The organism is Galbibacter sp. (assembly GCF_048266365.1).
Taxonomy (GTDB): domain Bacteria; phylum Bacteroidota; class Bacteroidia; order Flavobacteriales; family Flavobacteriaceae; genus Galbibacter.
Genome location: NZ_JBLWZP010000018.1, coordinates 1 through 20,491 on the forward strand (window position 1 = coordinate 1; position 20,491 = coordinate 20,491).

Below are 20,491 nucleotides of genomic sequence, written 5' to 3' on the forward strand. Positions count from 1 at the left end.
CTTTGCCCAACTGTTGTTGGGGTTTGTCCCGAAGCTTCGGGATAGATTGAAAACTTGGTCTGGTAGTTCAGTTGGTTAGAATACCTGCCTGTCACGCAGGGGGTCGCGAGTTCGAGTCTCGTCCAGACCGCAAATTAAAATCTGTAATCGCTTAGTAATCATAAAGATAGCTAAGCGATTTTTTTTGTAGTAACAAAATCAGTACAATAAATTTTCATTTTGCTGATTTTCAGGCGCTTGTAAATTTACGTGTTTTGTCCTTTGACTTTGCTATTTTTGAATATGAAATCATTTGATAAAGAGATATTGAAATTGTTCTCATCTCTCGGTCACTTTTCCGAGGACTATCACAACCTATTGGACGGCATTAAAGATTTAAGAGATCAATCGGTCTTTATTAATGACCTATACAGAAGGATTACTTCAGAACAGTTTAAAAGAGATCTAGCGAAGGAGGGATTTGGGATTAAAGTGGTCAATGGGAAAACACTTTATAGATATTCGGATAAAGATCTAGAACTGGCTAAAATTTCGGCACCAATGGCAACTGAAGCAATTTTGGAAGCAGATGGTCTGTCTCTTGAGGAGAGAATTAAGTATCGAGCTACAGGCAAATTTCACGAGAGAAAGCATGAAGAGATTAAATTCTATGCGCCATTTGTTGAAAAGGATTTCACATCTATATCTAAGAGGAAAGTAACAATTCCAAAAGCTGAAGATTTCATTGATTCGAAGGGCATTTATTCGGATATGACATTTAATTTATTAAAGTTTCCGACAAAATTTGACAAACTTTATTTGGATGAGTTGTTAGAGGAAACAGGGCTCAGTGAATGCTTCTATGAAAAGGAACATTTTAATCTTTTCAAAGAGAATACTTTTGAACTATATTCAGAAGGGCGTGAAAAACCATATATATTGAGTATACCGCGCAGGTGTCCGAGGGCTACATTCGGAAAAAAGCTATATAAAATCTATTTTAAGTTTAAGAATCAAAGGAAAGATTATAATCGAAATGAAATTGACCTTCGAAAGCAACCATTTGCAAATGCCATGCTCTTCAATTTTGCGGATTGTCGTGAAAGTAAATCGAACAATCCTTCATACGATTCCCAAATTCATATTTTAAAGGGAGAAATACGCCCTTAAAACGTCTTTTTACGGTTTTCTTATTCAGTTTAAAAATTAAATAGCTGAAAATCATTTATTTAAAATATTTTCTAAAAACCGTATTCGCGGTTTTTCAAGCCAACCCCTTTATCGCTGTAGTAATTTTGATGTCATAAACATCGAAAGACTATGTACAATAAAAACGAAATCACATCACTTATACAGCATCTGATCGATCAGGTAGCTACTGAAGCTGCTGGGCGATTGATTTCTACCGTTGAAGAGCACCTCGAGACAAAGATTGCAAACGCTCTGAAGGGTCACAAATTACTAGTTGATTCAGATGAATTAGCAAAACAGTTAATGGTGTCGAAGAGTACAGTCGTCAAATTGCGCAAGCAAGGATTACCCACTATTCGAATAGGTGACAGTGTGCGCTTCGATCCAGAGGCTGTTAAACAATTTATTATTAATAAAAATAAATCACTTCATTATGGAGACAATAAATAAGCTGAAAAAATCGGCAATTTTAGAATTAACTATGGGTGGATGGCTCTATTTCATTTCACTTTTTACAGAACTAAAACACGCAAAAATTAATGATCGTAGGTGTAGAAATATTATTAATCATATTCGTGGTGAAAAGAACGCTTCTTTAAGTTGTTTTTACAAAAATGATAGGTGGATGCTCTATGACCATGCGGATCCGGATTTTAAAGGAGATGTATTTGATATCTATGGTTTGATTAATGAAATAACTGAATTTCCAAAAATCTTAGAAGGTTTATACCGTGAAATTACTGGCGAAGAACCACCAAATTCATACAAGGAAGGAGTTTCAAATATGGAAGAAATAAAGCTCCCAGAAGGAGTAGAATTTGAAATTGAACGGATGGATTTCAATAATCTTGACAAAGCTGAGAATGAATTTCTTAAAAAATTTCAAATCAATGAAGAATCCATGAAAGAATATAACTCACATTTTCTTTCAGCATATTCTTTTACCGCATCAAATGGGAAACAATATAGAATTACGAAGAAACCTAAAGAGGTAATAATCGCACATATATTTGGTGATTCAGTGAAGATATACAAACCATATGCGAATGAGTTTAAATATCAGTGGCTAGGGAAAAAACCCAAAGATTATGTGTATGGAATTGAAAATTTGAAGGTTCTTTTTAAAGACTATAAATACAACCGTGAAAGTGTTGCGAACCAAAAGTTTCAGTTGATTCTTTCTGCTGGCGAAAAAGACACTTTAATTTTGAGATCATTAGGTTTAAATGCTGTATGCTTAAATTCTGAAACGTCATCATACTTTCCTGAAAGCCTCTATATATATCTTCTAGATTTCAACGACTTACTACATGAAGATTTTGAATTGCTTGTTGTGTATGACATAGATGAGGCTGGAAAAAAGTATGCAGAAAGAATTAAAGAAAAGCAGGCTAACTATGATTATAAACTTCGCGTAGTAGAATTACCTGAAATACTTGCTGAAAATGGAGGCAAAGATATAGCAGATTGGATTTCTCTAGGATTGTCCAAAGATGAATTATTAAGTGTAATTACAAATAGCGAATCTCCTATATCTGCCATTTCCCCCCAAGCGCTAAATAATGAAGAACCCAATGATGGAGTAATTGAGAAAACTGCTGAAAAGAAAATAGAAACTTCAATTCGAGAAATTCCCAAAGTTATATATCAGAATTTTCCAAAATTATTACAAGACGCACTTGAACCTTTTGAGTCCGAACATAAAACAATGATGACATTGGCCTTTCTAACCGTGCTTAGTTCTATAACAACTAATGTTAAAGCTAATTTTAGATGGGATAAATTATATGCTAATCTTTACACTATAATAATCGCACCTCCAGCTTCGGGGAAAAGTTTGATAAAATGGGCTAGAAAATTAGTGATGTCAGTTGAAAAATTTCTTGATAAAAGAAGCAAGAAATGGGCTCAAAAGTATCAGGAATTAGTTGAACTGGTAGAAAAAGGAGAGATGAATAAAGCTGAATTAGGGGAAGAACCACCTTATCAGTTACTATTAATTCCAGCTGATATAACATCTGCTATGTTGCTTAAGCAGAGTTTTGATAATGATGGTAAAGGTTTAATGTTTGATACTGAGATTGACGGCTTAGTACAATCGAATCAAGGTAATCTCAGATCCTTTACCGATTTTTTAAGAAAGAACTATGAAGGAGAGCCTTTATCGGTAATGAGAAAAACAAATCGAGAACGTATTACAATTGAAGAAGGTAAAATGTCTCTGTTGTTGTCAGGAACCCCAGGTCAATTCATGAAACTGATACCAGATGCCGAAAATGGACTTTTTAGTAGAATAATTCCATATTATTTTAATGGTAGTAGTGAATGGCAACCCGCATTTGATCCAGACTCGTTTGATTTTGAATCTTATTTTGAAGATTTGTCTGAAACTGTACTCAATTATTACCAAGAACTAGAGTCATTTCCAGAACCAATATTGTTCAGTTTAACTAGTGAACAGTTAACAAAACTTGATCAAGTTTTCTCTGAACGTTTGAATAAAATAAACTTGTCAGCAGGAATTGATGGAGCAGCAACAGTAAAAAGACTAGCTCCTATTGTGGCTAAAGTTGCAATGATTTTAAATATATTAAGACGATTCGAAGAAGGAAATATATATAATCAAAACTCTTGTCATCCAGACGATTTTAAAAGTGCGATGATTATAGCCGAAGTTATTTTAAGTCACGTTTTATCTACTCTAAAAATTATGAAAGATGAACGAATTGAAAATATTTATCAAGGCAAGAAAAAAGATTACTACTATGCTCTTCCAAATAAATTTACTTATAGGGATTCTCAAACGATTGCTGAAGATTTAGGCATTAAATTAAAAACAGCTGAAAAATGGGTTCACGCTTTTCGAAATAAGGGTTTTCTTATCAACCCAGAAAAAGGAAGTTATTTAAAAGTAGCATAATAAATATCCCCATCTGTTGTCTATGGGCAATGGATGGGGGTAATTTATGGTAATCGTAAATACAATTGTACTATGGCAACGTTTAAATTCATTATTAGAAAGAATAAATCTGCAATAAATAAAGATGGAACTTCAATTCTTTTTTTAAGATACACCCACAAAGGAAAAACAGCATATTTTACAACTAAAAAGAGTGTTCCACTAGATTTTTGGAATCAAGAAGGTCAAAGAATAAAGGGGTCTTATGGTGGCCATTCTACACTCAATATGTACTTATCTAAATTTAGGCAACAAATAGAAAACATTGTAAATAAGGCATTGTTTGATTCAATAGAACCTACTACAAATTATGTTCGAAATTTATATGATTCAAAATATAATGATAAGGAGAAAGAGAAGAAACAGGAGATGGATTTATCTTTTGAGCAGTTTACTGTTCAGTTTATAGAAGAGTCAAAAAGAACAAAAAAGCCTTCTACAATTCGTAGTTATAACGACTTTATTAATGTTTTGGATTTGTATAAAAAAAGTAGAAGAAAGAAAACACTCGTATGGGAGAGTTTTGATATGGATTGGTATTATGACTTTATGGATTTTTATGTCTACGAGAGAGGTGCAAATAACAACACTTTTGGAAAAATGATAAAGACGTTGAAAACATTTCTCAATGCTGCAACAGATCACGGTTGTAATTCAAATCTAGAATTTCGAAACAGACGATTTAAAGTTTACCAAGAGGAAGTGACAAATATATATTTAAATGAAGATGAAATTCAAAGAATACTTCAACTTGATATGTCTAAAGATTTAAAACGGCAGACCATTAGGGATTTATTTGTAATTGGATGTTACACTGGGCTTAGATTTGGAGATTTTAAACAAATAAATGAGAAAAATATAAGTGATGATCGTTTAAAGATCAAAACACAAAAGACAGGTAAATACGTCATTATACCATTTCATCCAATCGTAAAGAAAATAATTAGTAGATATAATGGCAGTCTGCCAAAATCATATTGTAACAATGTTGTCAATGCGGAATTAAAAATCATAGGTCAACAAGCCAACTTTAATGAAGATGTAATCCAAGTTCGTATGCATGGAACGGAAAGAAAAGAGACGAGATATAAAAAATGGCAATTAATCTCAACTCACTGCGCAAGAAGGTCTTTTGCCACCAATCTATTTAAGCAAGGATTTCCAGCTATAAGCATTATGAAAATCACAGGACATAAATCTGAAAAGACTTTTATGCGCTATATAAAAGTTACAGAAGATGAGGTTGCGACAATGCTAGAACAACATTGGAACCAAAGTTTAAAAGAAGCAGTTTAATTTAATCGTATCAATATGACAAAAGCACAATTAGTTAAAATCGTAGATAGCCGAATTCAAAACATGGCGACCAAAGGGGTTTATTATCCAAGAAGATTAAAACCTAAGTGGGATAGCTTAAGCAAGATTAATGAAAAACTGGAATTATTTGAAAAGTATCTTAATGCTGAAACTTCCTCAATTGGTTTTGTAAGATTAATGAAAGTTAATCTTCCTGAGAAAACACTTGAGTCTATAATTATAGATAATCCTAATTGTTGTGATCTACTAACAGAAAATAACATACAAGCAAAATGTCTTGCAAAATTTAAGAAATATAAAAATGGTGTAGAGTATTTAAAAAGCAAAGGGATAGAGTAGAGCCTTTTTATTTAAGCAATGATAAAGCTGTAAGTACTGTATTACATTAAATTGTATTTTTACACTCTATAAATCAATTGATATAAGGAAATAAATAAATAGATATACATATAGTTGAAGCGTTAGCTGTTATTTTGTTTGAGAAAATCGCCAGTTTTTAAAACCACAAAAATAACAAGTTCTAATGCTCACGCTAAGGCGTGGGTTAGTACTTGTTTGTGGTTGGGTGTCTGGCGATACCTCTCAGGCGACAAGGTTTGAAACCCCACGCTTCTTTATTTATAAATATCACTAAGGGGTTCAGTGGTGTTATATCACAAGAAATGAAAAAATCAACTACAATTTTTATAATTGTATTCTTGCTCTTAATCGCATTTATAACCAATCCAACTAGAGAAAAACACGTTGAAAATGGTCTTGAAATTATTTTTAATACAAATGATAAAAATCAAGATTATGGAATTGTTGGAGGTTTGATTTCAACTTTTGAAAAAGATAATCTTTCGACTAGAATAAATATTGATAATTATTACTTGTTCTCTTTATCTAATCTTTATTTAAAAGACAGTAAAGTTAATTTGAAGCTAGGTTTCGGAATTTTTGGTCAAGTATTCCCTTTATCTAATTATGAAGATTATAAGATTAATAACGATGATTATAGAACATTAATTCCGTTACTTGATTCTAAACAAAAAAATCAAATTCCAAATAAAGGAGGTGAGAAAACAAAAGAAACTCAAGAGGCATTAGAAAGTATTATGAGCGAACCCGACAGTTAAGAATAGTTTACTTTCAGTGTCTTTTTATTATAGAGGAAGGCACTCAAAGAAACTTCTGCTATTTAAGCGTACTAAAGAAATATGACATAACCTCTTTGCTAAAAACTACTTATAAGTGATTTCTGTTTTGCGGAATAAACTTCACAATTTATTTTCAAATTACCCTATCTGCTTGCTAAAGGGGATAAAAGAGCTTGTAAGTGCAGAAGTATAATTATCATTGTCATCAGCGTTAATTATTTCTGTTGTATAAAGCCAACCACCTGGAACTCTTCTAACATTTGTGTTTTTGAATTCTGACTTCTCGATTGATATTTCTTCGTTTAGTGCAAGTTGATAGATATTTTTCATTTTGTTTCGTTTTATACTTAAAGATCCTCAACACTTATCGTTTTACAAACGATCATAATAAAAACTTATCTTTATTTAATGGTATCAAACTTTGTATCATTCAATTAATCAAAACGGTGTTACCGTAACAAAATATAGTTGGAATAAGTGCTTTTTATGTGTTTTGTGCTACAAAAAACGTTACTGATTAAAAATTGCATTAACGTAACTTGCTATTATATAGGTAAATATATCTTTGAATAAGCAGTCTGAAATAGACTTGTAAAATAATAATACATTTATCTTTTAATTTCTTCTCCCCAATAATTAAGATTGTATAATGTTTTTTAACTTCTTTTACACTAAATATATGAGTGTATAGAATATTTTGTCGAAATTATAAATTAATAAAAAAGCTTATGCCTTTAAGGTTTGCAACACATAGTAAAAGAGTTCAAAAAATAGCAATAGAATATGGATGGCAACCATCGGCAAGGTATACTAATTTGAGAGATGTTCAGGATTTTGATAAAGTGAACTTTATAGATATAGATTTCAAAAATTATGATTTTGATAAGCATTTAGATGCTGTAAAAGCAACAAAGCCACACCTTACAGTGGCGCAGGATGTTTTTCATTTAGATGAATTAGACCGAACGCTTGAGCAAGCAGAACAGTTAAATAAACACGCAGATAAAGTCATTATAGTACCTAAAGCATTAGGTTTTGAAGGCATATTGGAATCTGCTATACCCAGAAATTACATTTTAGGATTTAGTGTTCCTACAAAATATGGAGGAACAGAACTTAACCCAAAAGAGTTTAAAAGGCCTGTGCACCTTTTAGGTGGCAGACCTGATACTCAAAGAGAGTTGGGAAATTTAATGAATATCTATAGTTTTGATTGTAATCGATTTACATTAGATGCAAAATTCGGAGATTACTTTGTTGGAACAAAGTTTGTTCCACATCCAATTGGAGGATATGATAATTGCATAAAAGATTCAATAAAAATGATTAACTTACTATGGGAAAATTACAGTTATGAATCCAAATTTTGATGATAAAGATAGAAAGGATTTTCTTATCCAAATGTACAATCAGCTTTGTTCAGAAATTGATAGGCATATTAAAATAATCTGGCAAATTGTTGGAGTGCTTTTAAGCGCCTTTGCCATATTTGCGCTTGTTGAAAAAGATATTATTTCTGTCGATATTGCTTCTGATATATTAGTTCTCGTTTGTGGGTTGAGCATAGCAATAATTATAGAATCTAACTATTGGTATAACAGAAATCTTGTAATTATTGCCAATATTGAGCGCCAGTTTCTTAAGGAGTCGGATGCAAAGGAAATACATTACTATTTTACTAAACATAGAAAGAATAATTCATACATAGATATGATGATAATTCAAATATGGTTTGTAATTATTCTTCTTTGTGTGATCTTAGTGTATCATTTCTCAATACAAGTTCTACCCTATATAAATTTAGATTGCTCTAATTTTTCGCCAATTAAAGCAACTCCATATTTAGTTGTTTTAGTTGGATCAATAATTCTGTTTAGCTTTCACAGAAAAAGAATAGAAAATTATAATGCATTTATAAAAAATTCTCCCGGAATAAAAATAGGAAACTCTGAAGATTTTGATTCTAATTCCGATCATACAACTTAAATTCGACCCTACGAATCGAAGTTTTTTCACAAATCCTTAATAATAAGGTTTGAATAGTGATTTTAAGTTATGCGAATAAAGTCAGATAGGTTTATTATATTTACAAAAGTATAAATGGTCATTTCTTTAGAAGAATGATAAATTAATGATAACTCCCCAGCTGTCAGTATAAACTGATGGCTTTACTTTTTTATGTAATTATGAATCAATACGAAACATTACTGCGCTATGTTTATGAAAATGGTAAAGATAAATCTGACAGAACAGGGGTTGGTACTCGAAGTATATTTGGATACCAAATGCGCTATGATTTAAATGAAGGTTTCCCACTAGTAACAACAAAAAAAATTCATCTTAAGTCCATTATATATGAATTACTTTGGTTTTTAAGAGGTGATACAAACATAAAGTACCTAACAGATAATGGTGTTTCTATTTGGAATGAATGGGCTGATGAAAAAGGTGAGCTTGGGCCTATTTATGGTTATCAATGGCGATCTTGGCCTACACCAGAAGGAAAGCATATTGATCAAATATCAGATATTATAAATACAATTAAGAAAAACCCCGACTCGAGAAGAATAATTGTAAGTGCATGGAATGTTGCAGATGTTGATAAAATGGCCTTACATCCCTGTCATGCATTGTTTCAATTTTATGTAATTGACGGTAAGCTCAGTTGTCAACTTTATCAAAGAAGTGCTGATTTGTTTTTAGGTGTTCCTTTTAATATTGCTTCTTTTGCCCTTTTGACAATGATGATAGCAAAGGTATGTGAATTAGACTACGGAGAGTTTATCCACACTTTTGGTGATGCGCATATATATATAAATCATTTTGAGCAAGTCAATCTTCAATTAAGTCGCGAACCTCGGAATTATCCCAAAATGAGAATAAATAAGAATGTAAAATCAATTTTTGAATTTGAATATTCTGATTTCGAATTAGTAGGTTATAACCCACATCCATTAATTAAAGCTCCAATAGCGGTATGATAGGAATTGAACTATTTTCAGGACCTGGAGGAATGGCTTTGGGGGCTAAACAAGCAGGCATTAAAGTAGCCTTAGCGATTGAAAAGGATGTCTTTGCGGCGAAGACATATGCATATAATCATAAAGAGACTTCTGTTACCGTAGATGATATTTCAAATATAAATGAATTTCAATTTCATAGAAATGGAGAGCCGGTTATACTATTTGGCGGTCCACCTTGCCAAGGATATTCTAATTCGAACAGAAAAACAAGAAAAGCTTCTAACCCAAAGAATTGGTTGTTTAAAGAATTTATCAAAGCGACAAACTTAATTAAACCAGACTGGGCAGTGATTGAGAATGTTCCAGGACTTAAAAATTTGGAAGGTGGTTTCTTTTTGGAAGAGATTTGTAATGATCTTCATAAAATTGGTTATACACCGACGTTTAAAATATTAAATGCGGCTGATTTTGGAGTACCTCAAAAAAGAGAAAGAATATTTATAATAGCTTCGAGAGATGGCGTAGCATTTGAGTTTCCTGATGGCACCTTCAAAGATAAACATGTAACTGTAGCGGAAGCATTATCAGACCTTCCCTCGCTTCAAAACGGTACAAAAGAGAAAACTTTGCCATATAAAACAAAAGCAGAATCAGATTTTGCAAAAAAAATGAGAGGTCGATTAAGACTCTCATCTCAAAACTTTGTTTCAACTAACGCTGATTTTGTAGTCGAAAGATATAAATATGTAAAGCAAGGAGGAAACTGGCAAGACATACCGAAAAGTTTAATGAGTAATTATAAAGACCATTCTCGATGTCATCATGGAATATACAGAAGACTTAAAGAAGATGAACCTTCTTTTGTAATTGCTAATTATAGAAAGAGTATGTTGATACATCCAACGGAGAATAGAGGCATTTCACTAAGAGAAGCTGCAAGATTACAGTCATTTCCTGATAATTATAAATTTTGTGGTTTTCTAGGCAATCAACAACAACAGGTTGGTGATGCGGTTCCGCCATTATTGGCAAAGGAAGTTTTCAAATCAATCCTAGCATATTAGTAGATATGTCCAAAATAACAAATATAGAAGATTGGTTCAGTAATAAAAGTTTATCTTTAGAAGAGTGGTTTTTAGAGAGTAAGAACCAAAAATTTCCAAAGGATATAGATTATATTCTTAGATATCAAAATATAAAAGAAGTTGCAATTGTTGCACAAGAAAAAATACATCAAGGAAATGTTGAAGTAGAGAATACAAGAGGTGGTGATTCATCACGTACTTTGACTGGACATGATCCAAAACACTTTAAAAAAGTAATTAAAAATGCCTCTGAACTTGTAAGAATGGGTAAGTCTAAACTTACTAGTTATGAAATATTCTTCCTTCTAAGTGCAATTCAAATCCATGATATAGGTAATATTATGGGTAGAGAAGATCATCAAAAGACAGCAATTGATGTATTTTATGATTTAATGCCTGCTAATGTAGTTTTGGATTCTGTAGAAACAAGTATTATACATTCTATAGCGGAAGTCCACACACAATCTGAAGGGGAAGATAAAGACACAATTTCAAAATTAGGTAATTATGAGATAGGGCATAACGATCAGATTGTCAGACATCAACTCTTAGCGGCCATTCTTAAGCTTGCAGATGAGCTTGCAGATGATCCAGAAAGAGCATTTATGTATGGAGTTAAAAATAATTTAGTTAAAGAAGACAGTAACCTATTTCATGTTTATTGCAATTGTTTAAAATCTACAGTTATAAAAGATCGGCATATTTCTGTAGCATATAAATTTGAAGAAGATGATGTACATACTGAATACAATTTTGGAGAAAATTTAATCTTCTTGCTCGATTATATTTTCATAAGAAATATTAAAATGCATCTAGAGAGAGTTTACTGCCAAAGATTTTTAACTCCCGAAATTTTTGTTGATCATATTGATATTGAGATTGCCATTTATACTAAAGATTATCGAAAAAAACTGATTGAAATAAAGTATCGATTAATAGACAAAGGTTATCCCCAACTAAATGGAAAGGATTTTGACATAAAGGTCATTTGTGCGGATCCTGAGAACCAACTTAAAAACCCTAATGGCGATTGGTGGGATGGTCCATCGCTAAAAAATTATATTGATAAAAATGCAGGATAACAATCCATTTAAGGTTAAGTCTCCAGAGAAAATTACAGCGGAAGAAACTATTAGTCTTTTCGTTAACGTTTTTAATGACTTTCCTGATATTTTAATTCATGGAGATTCATTTATCAATGGTCCAAGAGGAAGTGGAAAAAGTATGATGTTTAGATATATGCTTCCTGATGCACAAGTAATTAAACAAGATTGTAATTACTCAGAGTTAAGTTATTTCTCTACATATATTCCAATCAAGGCAACTGATTTCGATAAGGTAGAATTATATCGATTAAAAGAACAAGCTCAAAAGGTAATCAACGAGCATATTTTAAGTACTCATATTGCCGTAATGTTCTTTTCCGACTTACTAAAATACAAAGTTGAGTTTAGCGATGACGACTTTGAAACCTTAAAAGCTTTTCTGAAAATAGAATTCAAAAGAATGCTTCGGAAAGTTGGATATAAGAATTTTCAGGATATTGATTTTAAATCTGTTGACGAATTACTTGTTGCATTGTTAGATGTTTGTGAAGAAATGCATTACGAAGCAAGTGATTACTGTGATAGGATTGGTTTTCAAAATGAAGGAATATCTCCTTATATGGGTTCATTATGTTCTTATCTTCATTTTCTGCATCCTCTATTAACAAAATTTTCTCAATTGAATAGTATTCCATCCTATTTATATATATTAATTGATGATGCAGATAATCTAAACACTACTCAAAAACAGGTTTTAAACAGTTGGGTATATTACAGATTGGGCACAAATATTAGCCTAAAGATTTCAACTCAGATGAGATATAATGTATACTTGACCCTGTCAGGTCAAACTATTGATTCTCCACATGACTATTCAGAAGTTAATATTTCTAACGTTTATACTTCTTCAAAGAATAAGTATAAAGAACTTATACATGATATTGTCCAAAGGAGGCTAGTAGAATTTAAACTTCCAAACACAAACCCTAATGATTTTTTCCCTGAGTACAATAAACAAGAAGAAGCAATTAATAAAATATACAAGTATTACATTAAACAATTTGAAGAAGGTAAATCACGAGGAAGTAAGAAATTTGATGATGCCAATCGTTATTCAAGACCTGATTATATTAAAGAATTAAAAAGTAGTAGTAAGCAGGGTTCTAGTTATTTTTATAGTGGTTTCAATCAATTAATCCATCTTTCTTCCGGTATAGTTAGATATTTTCTTGAATCTTCAACATATATGTATTCTGAAATGCTTAAAAATAGCACAAAGAAAGAAATTGAATTTATCTCGCCAACAGTACAGAATAAAGTATCTAGAGCATACTCAAATGAGTTCTTATTTGAGGAGTTTGAAAAGCATAAAAAAACAGCTAAATTAAGAGGATATTCTTCTGATAATATTAGATATTTAAGAAATCTTATTGATGCTTTAGGAGGGCTTTTTTCTGCAATATTATTATCAAATGCTTCAGAAAGAAGAGTTTTTTCTGTTGCTATTAGTAATGAACCAGACGAGTTGATTACCGAAGTATTTGAACTTGGTGTTGGATTAGGGTATTTTCAAATTTCAACAATTGGAAATAAAGAAGGGACAGGTAGAACTAGATTATATGTTATGAACAGAAGACTTGCTCCAGTTTTCACTTTAGACCCTACAAGCTTTGCAGGGTATAAGTTTCTAAGAAATGAAGAGTTAAAATTGGCTATATTGGATCCGCAAAATTTTATTCGTTCTATGAAAAAAAAATTAAGTTTAAATGTGGAAGAGGATTTATATGTTAATGACCAATTAGAACTGTTCGAAGAATGAAAACTCATCTAAATAAATTGAATGAATCTTTACCTGATCACATAGATTTATTTTTATGTAATTCAAGTTTTGAAGATAGGAGTTTAGTATTGTTAAGCAGTATAGATTCTTCAAAAATAAAATATGCTATCATCTGTACTAATACTGATCAATCAGATATAGTTGGCCAAAATGCACTTTCAATTCAGAATAAGCTAAAATGTGATTCAGAATTTGCAAATTTTGACACAAACAATCCTTTGTCAATTGCTGACGAATTACTTAAAAGGCTTTCAAGATTTGATAATAAAATGGAGATAGTGGTTGACATTACTACATTTACACATGAAGCTTTATTAATCTTACTTAAGATTTTTCAAATTAGTAAATCTTACTTAAAAAATAATATTCATTTAATTTATAATTCTGCAAAATCTTATTGTCATACTGTTGAAAATATTGATGATATATGGCTAAGTAAGGGTTTAAGGGATAAGCGTACAATATTAGGATATCCAGGCAGGTTTAAGCCTTATAATCCACTACATTTTATAATGCTAGTTGGTTTCGAAAATGAGCGTGCAAAGCATTTGATAGAATCCTATGAACCGAGTGTATTATCCCTTGGTATTGCAGACAAAAAAGAGTCTGTAGCACCTGATATACACGAAATAAATCTTTCTAGATATAAAAACCTAAAAATTTTGTATAAGGATGTTTATGAATTTACTTTTTCATGTATTAATCCACTAGCTACATACAATATACTTAATGAATACATAGCTCGGTATAAGAATTACAATGTTGTAATATCCCCCATGAACAATAAAGTTTCAACACTTGGATGTGGTTTGTTTGCATTGTCAAACCCACAGGTACAGTTAATTTCTTCGAGAGCAAATTTGTATAATACGGAATCATATTCTAAGGCGAGTAAATATTTTTACAAATTTAATTTAAGAGATCTCATGAAAGCTATTGAATAAGGAGGAAGTTTTATTTAAAGAACACTACTAGTGTAATTTTAATTAAAATTATATCTTTGCAAATAAATATTAGAAATATATATTTTATAAATAAAGAAGTTGTGTTGTGATACAGAAATGTATCATGTGGTTCAGAGAAATCTGACCGATGAGAAGCTTTTCCAAATGGAAAGGCTTTTTTTGTGGATTCAACTTAAATATCAAAATCAGTACAATGTTTCTAGATGTACTGAAATGTTTTTACAAATCATCAAAAATAAATGTGTGCAATTTTAGTGTATAGCTGTGTACAGAAGCAATATAGAAGCGCTTTTCAACCCGCTCGTCCAGACCGCAACTAAAATGTTGTGTTGAGTCACTTAAAAGTGGCTTGTGGTTTAGAAATAGACCGATGAGAAGCTTATCCATATGGATGGGCTTTTTTTGTTTTGTGTCTTTAGGATTGGTATAAAAATCTTTTTATAAGAGCTTATTTTAAAGAAATTGATTTATAAATCTGATTTATTTATAGCTTAGAAATGGGAAACAATGAATGAGGGGACCAATTTATTAAAGATATAATAAGGGTTGTTAAATTTACTCTTTAACTATTTTCTTAATTATTACTTCTTTATCTGTTTCAATTTTCACAAACAACAATCCACTGATTAAATTAGTTATATCTAATTTATTAAAGTTGTTTATTTTTTTTAAAACTAATCCGCCATTTATATTATAGATCTGTATAGAGTTAATGGAATTACCTTTTGGGGTTAAGATGTTTAAAACACCTTTAGCTGGGTTTGGTAAAACAGAGATGTCCACAAAAATATTTTCATCTACACTTAAAGGATGTATATTTTCATACCAAGCTATTTTATCATCAAATTCTGATGCAGAAAGCACATCCATATCTCCATCGCCATCTATATCGGCAGCATAAACAGAGCTTGCTCCATTAGCATTTGTAGTAATAACTTGTTGAGGGCCAAAATTACCAACTCCATCATTTTTATACCAAGCAATTTTATCATCATATAAAGAAGCTGATAGCACATCCATATCTCCATCACTATCTATATCAGCAGCATAAACATCATATGCGAAAGCGGCATTAATAGTAATAATTTGTTGAGAACCAAAATTACCGTTTCCATCATTTTGGTACCATGCAATTTTATCATCATGGGATGAGGCAGAAAGTACATCCATATCTCCATCACCATCCAAATCGGTAGCGTAAACAGAGCTAGCTCCATTAGCATTTGCAGTTATAATTTGCTGAGAACCAAAATTACCAGTTCCATCATTTTGGTACCAAGCTATTTTATCATCTGCCCACGATGCAGAAAGTACATCCATATCTCCATCATCATCTAAATCGATAGAATATACTGACAATGCTCCAGCAGCATTTGCAGTTATAATTTTTCGTGAGCCAAAATTACCAACTCCGTCATTTTCGTACCAGGCTATAAAATGTTCATCAATAGAAGCTGTAAGCACATCCATATCTCCATCACCATCTAAATCTGTAGCATAAAGCGAATGTGCTCCTTCAACGCTTATGTCTAAAATTTGTTGAGTGCTAAAATTACCATCTCCATCATTTTTATGCCATCTAATTGTATCATCATAATCAATATGAATTCTAGTAGAGGATAGAACATCCATATCTCCATCATCATCTAAATCGGCAACATAAACAGCATCAGCTATTAAATTACTGGTAAAAATAATTTGTTGAGAGCCAAAATTACCATTTCCATCATTTTCATACCAAGCTATTTTACCATCATCATGAGATGCGGAAATCACATCCATATCTCCATCGCCATCTATATCGGAAGCATAAACCTTTACTGGTCCATTAACATTATTAGTTATAATTTGTTGAGAGCCAAATTGAGCCTGAGAAAAGTTGAAAAATAAGAAAAGAATTATAGTTATGTACTGCTTGAACATATTATATTTTTTAGAGAACTAAAATTTATCGAAACACAATAAAGATAAAAAAATGTGGTGGTATTAAAAATTTTTTCAGCAGTAATTGAATACTTCATTTTCGTTGTTTATGAAATAAAATACTGCCTAATGTTCATCCTATACGACTAGATATTATACTTCTATTATCTTGATTACAGGATAAGCACATTAAAAATTAGCAAATCTTTAGAATGAACAAGTATCGTAAAAATCCCTTAATGCTTTTGAAGGATGACATCTCTATCATCTTAGAAATAATAATGAAGTAGTGTTGAGTCACCTAAAGTGGCTTGTGGTTTAATCCCGATAGCTATCGGGAAGAACCGATGAGAAACTTATCCATATGGATGGGCTTTTTTTGTTTTTATTTATATCTTGTGTTAATTCACAAAACTCAAATCTTTTAGTCCTTTTAGTCCTTTTAGTCCTTTTAGTCCTTTTGTCCTTTTGTCCTTTTCATCCTTTTGTCCTTTTCATCCTTTTATCCTTTTATCCTTTTCATCCTTTTGTCCTTCCCCTTTCACCCCTAACAATTACACAATTCAACAATCAATTAAAGAGCTTCTTAAAAAAAATGATGTTTTTCGCATGTTGTATATGTTTCTTCATCATTTAGTGAGTGCCTCTGGCCTCACCATACGGGTGTACAAGCACCCTCAAGCTTCAGTTTCTCTTCTCTCTTAATTATTAGTTGTCGATTCTATTTTTATTTAAATTAACTCACCCATTCACCCATTCACCCCCTCACATCTCACTACTCACTACTAACTACTCAACAACAACCTCAATCCCAGCCTTCTCAGCCTTATATTTTATCTTCGCCATCAACTCATAATAGCTCCAGTTTCGCAGCACAAAGGTTTCTTTCTTCGCGATGCCTATTTTGTCCCCTTGATTTACCAATACCAGCGTGCCCGCCTGTTGCTTTACGCAAAAGTCGATAAGTTGTCTGCTATATAGGTGCAGTCGGTTGTGCACATAGTTGCGCTCCTTTTCACGGTAGCTTTCCACTGCCTTTAGTTTCCTTTTGGTGCCATGTCCGGAGCGCGAATTTTTGGCGCCTGCCTGGGCACGCCTTCTTGCCGCCTGTATTGCGAGCCTGCGATACAGGAATTCCTCCCTGCTGCCAATGGTGAGCCTGGTTCTATGCACCTTTGCCACTATAGGATATTCGAGTGAGAGGGAAGCTTCGGCGATTATCATTGATTTTAGTTGGTGCTTTTCCTTTTCTATGGTAAACACCGCCAACCAAAAGATCTTGCCATCCTTGAGTTTTATATGGGAAGTGCGGATGCTGGTCTCCCCTGCGATAGCCCGTTCCAGCAGCTTGCGCTTATCGGTAAAATCCTTGCCCAAATAGATACGGAAGGGAATTTTGAACAGCCGAAAGCAAAAGGCCTTCTTTTCCTCGTTATAGTGCAGACCGTGGATACACTCATCGGGCGCAAAGGGAAAGGCCATGTCCCTCTTAAAGTTTTTTAGCGAACGCTCGCCCTTCCAGTAAGCTGTTTTCTCTTTGTTAAAAGAGAGTAGAAGGGCACGGTTGAGGTTGGAGAGGATGTCGGTTGGGATTTCCCCCTTAAACCGATCCGATACCAACCGGTAGGTAGTGTTATTTCTGGATTGTTTAAAGATGCCCAACTCGTCCTTTTTTCCATCCACCAATTTGTACTGCACTTTTTCCGACAGGTACAGAAACTCCTGTATCATTTCCTGAATGTAGTGATGGGAAGCAATAAGGTTTGCCGCACGATACGCACGGTTCTGCCAGCGGTAAAGATTTTTAAAAGCTTCCTCTCTTTCTTCCCCTTCCGGTAGGTCTACAATTAGCTGCAGCTTCCGGGTTAATTTCATTGTTTCCATTTCATTATCAGTTGTTTGGTTAGTGTCAATTTAAAAGTCGAGTACGCACGCCGTTGTATATGCCTAAACATTCAGTGAGTGCCAAAGCCTCACCCTACGGGTCTACAAGAACCCTCGAAAAATTTCAAATAATAAATTCTAAAGTTTAAAGTATAAAGTCCCAAACACCAATCACTATTCTCAAATTAAGTATCACTACTCACATATTCACAAATTCACTTATTCACATACTCACCATTCACAGCACTAGCCTACGGTCTAAAGCCTAAAGCCAATAAATGAGAGTACCCACGCCGTTGTATATGCCAAAGCATTCAGTGAGTGCCAAAAACCTCACCCTACGGGTCAACAAGAACCCTCGAAAAATTTCAAATATTAAATTCTAAAGTTTAAAGTAAAAAGTGCCAAATCACACCTTCACGTATTCACGTATTCACGTATTCACGTATTCACAAATTCACGTATTCACAAATTCACGTATTCACAAATTCACAGACTCACCATACACTATTCACTAATTCCAACCGACAACCCACAACCCACAACTCCTTCACCCATTCACGCATTCACGCATTCACAAAACCCACATCTTTTCATCCTTTCCGTCCCTTCATCCTTTCCGTCCCTTCCTCCTTTCCGTCCTTTTCTCCTTCACCGATCAAACTTCACACCTATTTTCCAATACCCGATACGCCACCACAAAATCCCGGTGCACCTCCTTTTCGGGGCGATTGAGAGTTTGGGCTATGGCGGCGAAGGAGAACTTCTTCTCACAGCGCAGCTGCAGTATCTCTGCCTGTGCGGGGGTCATGGTGCCCTGGAATTTCAGGGTGGCGGATTTTTGTGCACTGTTTGGCGTACCGCCTTGGTCTATGATGGTCTTGAGGGTGGCAATGGCGCGTTTTATCTTTAGGCTGACATCGGTGATGCTGGTGCCCATGGCTTGGGCGATGGCCTTGTATTGAAAGCCGTATTTTAGGCAGAGTTCGATTAAATGTTTGCCCTCGGCATCGAGGAGGGGGAGGACGCTTTGTACGAGCTCAAAATCCTGTTGGTCCTTGGCCTGTGAGTTTTGTGCCTCCATATCGGCACCTGGGTCGTAGCCCGCCATATAATCCAGGTAGTTGTCAAAGCTTTCAAGGGATCGGATCTTTCTGTGGAAATCGTTCCTGGGGCGGGTGTAGTAGGAGATGCACTCGCGTTTCATCACAAACAGCAGGAAGAACAGGATATGGTCCGGCCCCTCGATGCGGTCGCGGTGCACCCACAGTTTTAAAAAGGCATCCTGCACCAGGCATTCTACCACAAAGTCGTCACGCAGCAGGTATCTGCCCATGCCAAAGATACGCCTGCGGTACTGGGCGTAAATGGCGGCTAAGGCGTGGGGACAGCCTTGTTTTAGTTGTTCATAGGTGTTGGGTTTCATATAATCCTATAATGATTTACATTCCTTTTCGATAATACCTTCTATCTTTCTTATAAATCTTTTATAATCCTTTTTGATTTTATCAGCAAAGCAAGGAGAGCGTTCTCCTTTCAAACAGTAACGGACATAGCGGGGAGAAATCTTGTACTTTTTGGCAAGCGCCTTTACGAGCGTTGCGTTATAAGTTTGCTTCATTTTAACTATATTTACAGATTAAATAATCTGTTCCCGAGAATGGAACAAATATTTAAACTGAAAATCAAATATATAAACGTTTTGTTTATTATACAAATTTTTTACACACAAATAGTTTATTATTATGGATAAAGCCATAATGCTGGATAGGATTAAGGACTACTACAGTTTTAAAACGGATGTGGACTTTGCCAAATTTTTAGGAATTACTCCACAAGTATATTCAAATTGGAAGGGTAGAAAATCATTTGATGCCGAGCTTTTATACAATAAATGTCCAGAATTAAATCCCTCATGGCTATTGTGTGGCAAGGAGCCAATGATTACTGATAATGAACTTCAGGTAAACGAAGCAAAAAGCCCCTACATCCTCCGTAAGAAATTGACTTATCTGGAAGATGAACTAAAGGTACTTACCGAAGCCGATAAAATAATGAGCGAATCCGGCAGTCAAATAAAGAAGGCAATAAAACTCTTAACAGATCAATTTCAGCTAACTGAAAAGGAACTTAACAATGTTTTGAAGGAGAAAAAGTAAAACCTAGCAACAATTGAGACTAGGTAAACTTAATTATCGCG

At 33.5% G+C, this 20,491-nt stretch carries 19 protein-coding genes and 1 tRNA gene; 15 read left to right on the forward strand and 5 right to left on the reverse strand.

The genetic code is table 11. The features are described 5' to 3' along the window. The first annotated feature begins 56 nt into the window (after positions 1-56). The 7 genes from ACN0TV_RS16155 (at position 57) to ACN0TV_RS16185 (ending at position 6,564) form a co-directional block, all read left to right on the forward strand. Positions 57-130, forward strand: a tRNA-Asp gene (locus tag ACN0TV_RS16155). Between the two features lie 152 nt (positions 131-282). Then, complete coding sequence (locus tag ACN0TV_RS16160) at positions 283-1,149, forward strand: hypothetical protein (RefSeq protein WP_417364255.1); 867 nt, start codon at positions 283-285, stop codon at positions 1,147-1,149. Between the two features lie 150 nt (positions 1,150-1,299). Further along, positions 1,300-1,620 (forward strand): helix-turn-helix domain-containing protein, encoded by a 321-nt coding sequence (locus ACN0TV_RS16165; protein ID WP_417364257.1) that lies wholly within the window; start codon positions 1,300-1,302, stop codon positions 1,618-1,620. Further along, entirely contained in the window at positions 1,604-4,090 is a 2,487-nt protein-coding gene (locus ACN0TV_RS16170; RefSeq protein WP_417364259.1) for a DUF3987 domain-containing protein, read from the forward strand. The genes ACN0TV_RS16165 and ACN0TV_RS16170 overlap by 17 nt, the downstream gene beginning before the upstream one ends. Positions 4,091-4,162: 72 nt before the next feature. Then, on the forward strand, positions 4,163-5,425 hold the full coding sequence (locus ACN0TV_RS16175) for a tyrosine-type recombinase/integrase (RefSeq protein ID WP_417364261.1): 1,263 nt from the start codon (positions 4,163-4,165) through the stop codon (positions 5,423-5,425). Positions 5,426-5,440: 15 nt separating this feature from the next. Next, positions 5,441-5,785 (forward strand): hypothetical protein, encoded by a 345-nt coding sequence (locus ACN0TV_RS16180; protein WP_417364263.1) that lies wholly within the window; start codon positions 5,441-5,443, stop codon positions 5,783-5,785. 323 nt (positions 5,786-6,108) lie between these two features. Further along, the gene (locus ACN0TV_RS16185; RefSeq protein ID WP_417364265.1) at positions 6,109-6,564 is read left to right on the forward strand and encodes a hypothetical protein; all 456 of its coding nucleotides are present in this window, start codon (positions 6,109-6,111) and stop codon (positions 6,562-6,564) included. Between the two features lie 159 nt (positions 6,565-6,723). Here ACN0TV_RS16185 and ACN0TV_RS16190 read toward each other — a convergent pair whose 3' ends face one another. Then, positions 6,724-6,915, reverse strand: coding sequence for a hypothetical protein (locus ACN0TV_RS16190; protein ID WP_417364266.1), 192 nt, complete (start codon positions 6,913-6,915; stop codon positions 6,724-6,726). Positions 6,916-7,313: 398 nt separating this feature from the next. Here ACN0TV_RS16190 and ACN0TV_RS16195 point away from each other — a divergent pair, with 398 nt between their 5' ends. The 7 genes from ACN0TV_RS16195 (at position 7,314) to ACN0TV_RS16225 (ending at position 14,463) form a co-directional block, all read left to right on the forward strand. Beyond that, positions 7,314-7,955 (forward strand): DUF6610 family protein, encoded by a 642-nt coding sequence (locus tag ACN0TV_RS16195; RefSeq protein WP_417364268.1) that lies wholly within the window; start codon positions 7,314-7,316, stop codon positions 7,953-7,955. Then, positions 7,939-8,571, forward strand: coding sequence for a hypothetical protein (locus tag ACN0TV_RS16200; RefSeq protein WP_417364269.1), 633 nt, complete (start codon positions 7,939-7,941; stop codon positions 8,569-8,571). Before ACN0TV_RS16195 ends, ACN0TV_RS16200 begins: the two co-directional genes overlap by 17 nt. 200 nt (positions 8,572-8,771) lie before the next feature. Then, the gene (locus tag ACN0TV_RS16205) at positions 8,772-9,566 is read left to right on the forward strand and encodes a thymidylate synthase (RefSeq protein WP_417364290.1); all 795 of its coding nucleotides are present in this window, start codon (positions 8,772-8,774) and stop codon (positions 9,564-9,566) included. Beyond that, on the forward strand, positions 9,563-10,612 hold the full coding sequence (locus tag ACN0TV_RS16210; RefSeq protein WP_417364271.1) for a DNA cytosine methyltransferase: 1,050 nt from the start codon (positions 9,563-9,565) through the stop codon (positions 10,610-10,612). The genes ACN0TV_RS16205 and ACN0TV_RS16210 overlap by 4 nt, the downstream gene beginning before the upstream one ends. A 5-nt stretch (positions 10,613-10,617) precedes the next feature. Beyond that, a complete protein-coding gene (locus ACN0TV_RS16215) occupies positions 10,618-11,715 on the forward strand; it encodes a hypothetical protein (RefSeq protein ID WP_417364272.1) in 1,098 nt (365 codons plus the stop codon). After that, complete coding sequence (locus ACN0TV_RS16220) at positions 11,705-13,498, forward strand: hypothetical protein (protein ID WP_417364274.1); 1,794 nt, start codon at positions 11,705-11,707, stop codon at positions 13,496-13,498. Before ACN0TV_RS16215 ends, ACN0TV_RS16220 begins: the two co-directional genes overlap by 11 nt. Beyond that, positions 13,495-14,463, forward strand: a complete 969-nt coding sequence (locus tag ACN0TV_RS16225) for a hypothetical protein (protein WP_417364275.1) — start codon at positions 13,495-13,497, stop codon at positions 14,461-14,463. Before ACN0TV_RS16220 ends, ACN0TV_RS16225 begins: the two co-directional genes overlap by 4 nt. A gap of 576 nt (positions 14,464-15,039) precedes the next feature. On the opposite strand, the gene ACN0TV_RS16230 is transcribed toward ACN0TV_RS16225, so the two are convergent. The 4 genes from ACN0TV_RS16230 to ACN0TV_RS16245 form a co-directional block, all read right to left on the reverse strand. Beyond that, positions 15,040-16,407, reverse strand: a complete 1,368-nt coding sequence (locus ACN0TV_RS16230; protein WP_417364277.1) for a T9SS type A sorting domain-containing protein — start codon at positions 16,405-16,407, stop codon at positions 15,040-15,042. A 789-nt stretch (positions 16,408-17,196) separates the two neighbouring features. Then, positions 17,197-18,291: a hypothetical protein gene (locus tag ACN0TV_RS16235; RefSeq protein WP_417364279.1), complete on the reverse strand. Its 1,095-nt coding sequence runs from the start codon at positions 18,289-18,291 to the stop codon at positions 17,197-17,199. 658 nt (positions 18,292-18,949) lie between these two features. Then, positions 18,950-19,717, reverse strand: a complete 768-nt coding sequence (locus ACN0TV_RS16240) for an RNA polymerase sigma factor (RefSeq protein WP_417364281.1) — start codon at positions 19,715-19,717, stop codon at positions 18,950-18,952. Between the two features lie 6 nt (positions 19,718-19,723). Continuing rightward, positions 19,724-19,912: a hypothetical protein gene (locus ACN0TV_RS16245; RefSeq protein WP_417364283.1), complete on the reverse strand. Its 189-nt coding sequence runs from the start codon at positions 19,910-19,912 to the stop codon at positions 19,724-19,726. A 124-nt stretch (positions 19,913-20,036) separates the two neighbouring features. Here ACN0TV_RS16245 and ACN0TV_RS16250 point away from each other — a divergent pair, with 124 nt between their 5' ends. Then, entirely contained in the window at positions 20,037-20,450 is a 414-nt protein-coding gene (locus ACN0TV_RS16250; RefSeq protein ID WP_417364285.1) for a helix-turn-helix domain-containing protein, read from the forward strand. Positions 20,451-20,491: the final 41 nt, after the last annotated feature.